Consider the following 4,514-nt stretch of genomic DNA (forward strand, 5'->3'; position numbering starts at 1 on the left):
CGCCGGTTTTCAACGAGATATGAAAAGCTAGCCAAGAGTTTTGCAGCCTTTATCAAACTGGCTTTCTGCCTTCGCTACTTGCGCGAGTTATGTGTGGACAGAAAACCAGCATTTTGAGAACGCAGCCTAGTCAGAGCACCAGCTGCATCAGGGTTTCTCCATCCTTGCAGGCATGGATGCTCATGCAGCCGTCGTCATAGCGCCCATAACTGGCCACCCACTCTCCCCTTGGAAAACAGATAGACCCCGGGTTCATCAGGATCATTTCTCCCTCCTGGCGCAGCACAGGCACATGGGTATGACCGCTGATGAACAGGCTCCCTGCTGGCAGGGGCACGTTGCCGGGCTCATAGAGATGACCGTGGCTGACAAACCAGCGCCGCCCATCCACCAGCAGCTGGTTGTAGGGCGCCGTGATGGGGAAGTGGAGCAGCATCTGGTCCACCTCCGAATCGCAATTGCCACGCACCGCCATGATGCGGGGGGCCAGCTCGTTGAGCCTTGCCGCCACGGCGACAGGATCATACCCCGCCGGCACAGGATTGCGCGGCCCGTGATTGAGCAGATCCCCGAGCAGCAGATAGTGATCAGGCTGCCAGGGAGCGAGTTGCGCCAGCACCTGCTCGAGGGCAGTCAGACTGCCGTGCAGATCCGAGACAATGGCAATCTTCATTCCACACTCCTCATGGCTGGCTGAAATAGAGATCCTTGGTGGCGATGGCGCCCTTGAGGTTGCGGCTCGGCAAGCCGCGCAGTGCCGGGTCCACCAGTCTCATCTGGTTGTAGTGATAGACGGGGATGACGGGCACCTCCTCCATCAGCAGTTGCTCGGCCTGATGATAGATCCCGGACCGAACGTTGGCATCCAGGGTCTCGGAGGCCTGCTGCAGCAGACCATCGAAGACGGGGTTGCAGTAGCCGCTCTCGTTCTGGGGATCCTGGCAGCGGAAACTGCCAAGCATGGACGACGGCTCGACATAATCACCAAACAAAAATGAACGCGCCAGCATGAAATCACCACTGTTCTTGGCCACCTGATAAGCATTCCACTCCATGTTGTTGAGGGAGACTTCGACCCCCAGCGGTTTCCACATGGCCGCCACCGCCAGAGCCAGCTTCTTGTGGTTCTCCGACGTGTTGTAGGTCAGTGTCAACCTGAGGGGATGGGCGCTGTTGTAGCCTGCCTGGGCCAACAGCGCGGCTGCGCGGGCCAACCGAGTTGACTGGTCTTCCCGGGAGAGGGGGATATCCAGTTCGTCATAACCTGGCATGGCGGGCAGCAATGACCAGGCAGGACGTTCTCCCTGGCCGCTCACCTTCTCGGTCAGCAGGTAGCGATCAATGGCCATGGAGAGCGCTTGGCGCACCCGCACATCCTGCAATTCAGGGAGATTGAGATTGAAGGTATAAAGATAGGTGCCAAGCAGCGGCAAACCCCAGATCCGCTCCGGTGCCTCCTGCATGGTCTTCTGGTAGTACTCCAGCGCCACCTTGTTGGTGAGCTGGATCTCCCCCGCTTCGTAACGCAGCCGCTCCCCATGCTGGGAAGCGAGCGGCAGGTAGGTCACCCGCTGGATCCGGGTATGGGCGTCATCCCAGTACTGGGGGTTGCGCTCGGCTTCGATGCGCTCGTTCACCACCCAGCTCGCCAGCTTGTAAGGGCCATTGCTCACCATCTTGCCTGGCTGGGTCCACTGCTTGCCAAACTGGGTGATGACCCGTTCGTTGACCGGCACGAAGGGACGCTGGCTGACCAGTTGCAGGAAATAGGGAACGGGACGCTCCAGGGTCACTTTCAGGATCTGGTCGCTTTCTGCCTCCACCCCCAGGGCATCGAGATCGAGCGCACCGGCATAAATGGACTGGGCATTGTTGATGCCGGTCGCCAGCAACAGGCCAGCGGAGGGGGAAGCCTGCGCCGGATTCAGCAGCCGCCGCCAGGCGTAGACGAAATCCCGGGCGGTGAGGGGCTCGCCGTTGGACCATTTGAGCTGGGGACGCAGAAAGAAACGCCACACCAGTCCATCCTCGCTGGTCTCCCAGCGCTGGGCCTGGGCGGGCACTATCATGCCCTGTCCATCCTCGCTCACCAGCCCCTCGAACAGGTCCACCAGCACCACCTCCCCTGGGAAGCCGGAGCGGATCAGGGCCGGATCGAGGGACTCGGGTTCGGCGCCATTGCCTTTGACCAGGGTTTGTCTATCTGAAATGTAAGTCTGCTCAACCACGCTACTAGCCAGTGACGGCGGCACCGCCATCAACCCAAGCAGTAAGGGAGATAGCCAGCAACGGGCTGGCCTGACGGCGAAACGGTAAAACATACATTAACCTCGTTCAATTCTTTTGACTGCAATAGGGAGAAGGCCGGCGGCGCGCCTGGAAACGAATGCATGATGCCGCGCTTGTTATCCCCGAAGACGGCCCGTATTGTATCGGGCCTGCCCGATAGAGGGAGTCTTCCGGGCTATTTTTTTCATGGTTTTATGACGACACGGCCGCCACGGGTGCGTGCGACAGCAAGAAGGCACGCTCCCCTGCCCCGTAAGCAATCGGCCCGGGGTGATATGTCGCCTGTAGGTCCGGTTGTCGTCTACCGTTTCAGGGGTCTTTATGGGTTACGAATGGTTGGCGCTGGCTGCCGCCAGTTTATGGGCGATCGCCGCCCTCATCTCCGTCAAACCGGCTCGCCATCTGGGGGCCTTTGCCTACAGCCGCTGGCGGATGTTCCTGGTCAGCCTGATGCTGGCCAGCGCAAGTCTGGTGACGGGAGGCTGGCAGACCCTCACCGAGAGCGCCCTTCCCCTGCTGGCCCTCTCCGGCCTCATCGGCATCTTCGTCGGCGATACTGCCCTCTTTGCCTGCATGAACCGACTCGGCCCCAGGCGCAGCGGTCTGCTCTTCTCCTGCCACGCCCTCTTCTCCGCCCTGCTTGGGCTCTGGCTCTTTGGCGAGCGGCTCGATGGTTGGCGCCTGCCAGGCGCCTTGCTGGTCCTGGCCGGGGTCATGCTCGCCATCCTGTTTGGTCGTCGTGGCGACAACCTGCAGAACGAATGGGAGCAGGTGCGCGGCCGCCTCGTGGTCGGCATAGCCCTTGGCCTCACCGCAGCCCTGTGCCAGAGCCTCGGAGCCATCATCGCCAAGCCGGTGATGATGAGCGGCACCGTGGACGCGGTGAGCGCTTCCGGCGTGCGCATGGGCAGCGCACTCTTGGCACACTGCGTCTTGCGGGCACTGCGCCTGCCGCTCGCCATGCCGCACAACCCAATCAACCGGCAGGTGCTCGGCATGATAGGCATCAACGGATTTCTGGCGATGACGCTGGGAATGACCCTGATCCTGGTGGCCCTGCGTCAGGGAGATGTGGGCATGGTGGCCATCTTGTCTTCCACCACACCGGTCATTCTGCTGCCCTTGCTGTGGTGGCACTCGGGGATGCGTCCCTCGCTCCCCGCCTGGGCCGGAGCCCTGCTCGCCACCCTGGGCACGGCCCTGGTGCTGGGAATGGGGAACTGAGCCCCGTCTCTCCTGCAAGAAGGAAGGACCAACACGCCCATCGGCGGCACTGAGCCGCCGATGCTCCCTCGTACCGGACAGGGAGAGAGGCGATCGCGCCCCTAGAACAGGGCCACTTCCTCTTCGGTCAGCTCCCGGTATTCCCCCGGTGCCAGCTCATCGTCCAGAGCCAGATCGCCGATGCGTTCCCGATGCAGTCCGACCACCTTGTTGCCGATGGCGGCGAACATCCGCTTCACCTGGTGATACTTGCCCTCGTGGATGGTCAGGCGTGCTTCCCGATCGTCCAGGATTTCCAGCTCCGCAGGGCGGGTCTTGTCGTTCTCGTTGCGCAGGTAGATACCGTCGGCAAAGAGCGAGATGGCCTCTTCACTCACGGGATCAGCCAGCCAGACGTGGTAGGTCTTCGCACACTCGTGCCGGGGCGACGTGATGCGATGGGACCACTGGCCGTCATCGGTGATCAGCACCAGCCCGGTGGTATCGAGATCGAGGCGCCCCACCACGTGCAGTTTGCCCATGGCCGGCTCGTCGAGCAGGTGGAACACGGTGGCGTGATCCGGGTCCTCGTTGGAGCAGACATATCCTTCCGGCTTGTGCAGCATGAAGTAGCGATTCTGCAGGTTCAGGGTCAAGGTCACACCGTCAAACTCGATCTGGTGTTGCTCATTGATGTGAAAGGCGGGCTGCTTGACCAGCACGCCGTCTACCAGCACTTCCCCCTGACGGATCAGCTTGCCCGCCTGGGAACGGGTCAAATCGGAGCAATCGCAAAGAAATTTGTCGAGCCGCATGCAAAAACCTCGGAATCCATCATGATTGGGGGCGACATTATATCGGTCAGACCCGACAACACCAGTACTAAGCGACAGGGACTCAAGTTGACATCCTCCCCCACCTTAGCGCTTCGCGTCACAGGAGGGGGATTCCCATTACTGGGTGATAGCTGCTCGCGCAGTACCGGGTTCCTGCTTCATCGGGCGGCCTGATTGCACCACGCC

The 4,514-nt window shown here is 61.3% G+C and carries 4 protein-coding genes and 1 pseudogene; 2 read left to right on the forward strand and 3 right to left on the reverse strand.

All coding sequences use genetic code 11. From position 1 onward, the window contains the following. A pseudogene (locus ACNPAA_RS20560) lies at nucleotides 1-117 on the forward strand (IS5/IS1182 family transposase); the annotation flags it as partial. A gap of 13 nt (nucleotides 118-130) precedes the next feature. On the opposite strand, the gene yfcE reads toward ACNPAA_RS20560, so the two are convergent. Then, nucleotides 131-673 (reverse strand): phosphodiesterase, encoded by a 543-nt coding sequence (yfcE, locus tag ACNPAA_RS20565; RefSeq protein ID WP_103244605.1) that lies wholly within the window; start codon nucleotides 671-673, stop codon nucleotides 131-133. 10 nt (nucleotides 674-683) lie between these two features. Next, nucleotides 684-2,321, reverse strand: coding sequence for a peptide ABC transporter substrate-binding protein (locus tag ACNPAA_RS20570; RefSeq protein ID WP_201873177.1), 1,638 nt, complete (start codon nucleotides 2,319-2,321; stop codon nucleotides 684-686). Between the two features lie 289 nt (nucleotides 2,322-2,610). Between ACNPAA_RS20570 and ACNPAA_RS20575 the strand changes: the two genes are divergently transcribed. Next, a complete protein-coding gene (locus ACNPAA_RS20575; protein ID WP_201873181.1) occupies nucleotides 2,611-3,513 on the forward strand; it encodes a DMT family transporter in 903 nt (300 codons plus the stop codon). A 101-nt stretch (nucleotides 3,514-3,614) separates the two neighbouring features. On the opposite strand, the gene rsuA is transcribed toward ACNPAA_RS20575, so the two are convergent. Then, complete coding sequence (rsuA, locus tag ACNPAA_RS20580; protein ID WP_043153817.1) at nucleotides 3,615-4,307, reverse strand: 16S rRNA pseudouridine(516) synthase RsuA; 693 nt, start codon at nucleotides 4,305-4,307, stop codon at nucleotides 3,615-3,617. Nucleotides 4,308-4,514: the final 207 nt, after the last annotated feature.

This window comes from Aeromonas sp. PS2Canimalfood6, from assembly GCF_048276795.1.
In the GTDB taxonomy this organism is placed as follows: Bacteria; Pseudomonadota; Gammaproteobacteria; order Enterobacterales; family Aeromonadaceae; genus Aeromonas; species Aeromonas caviae.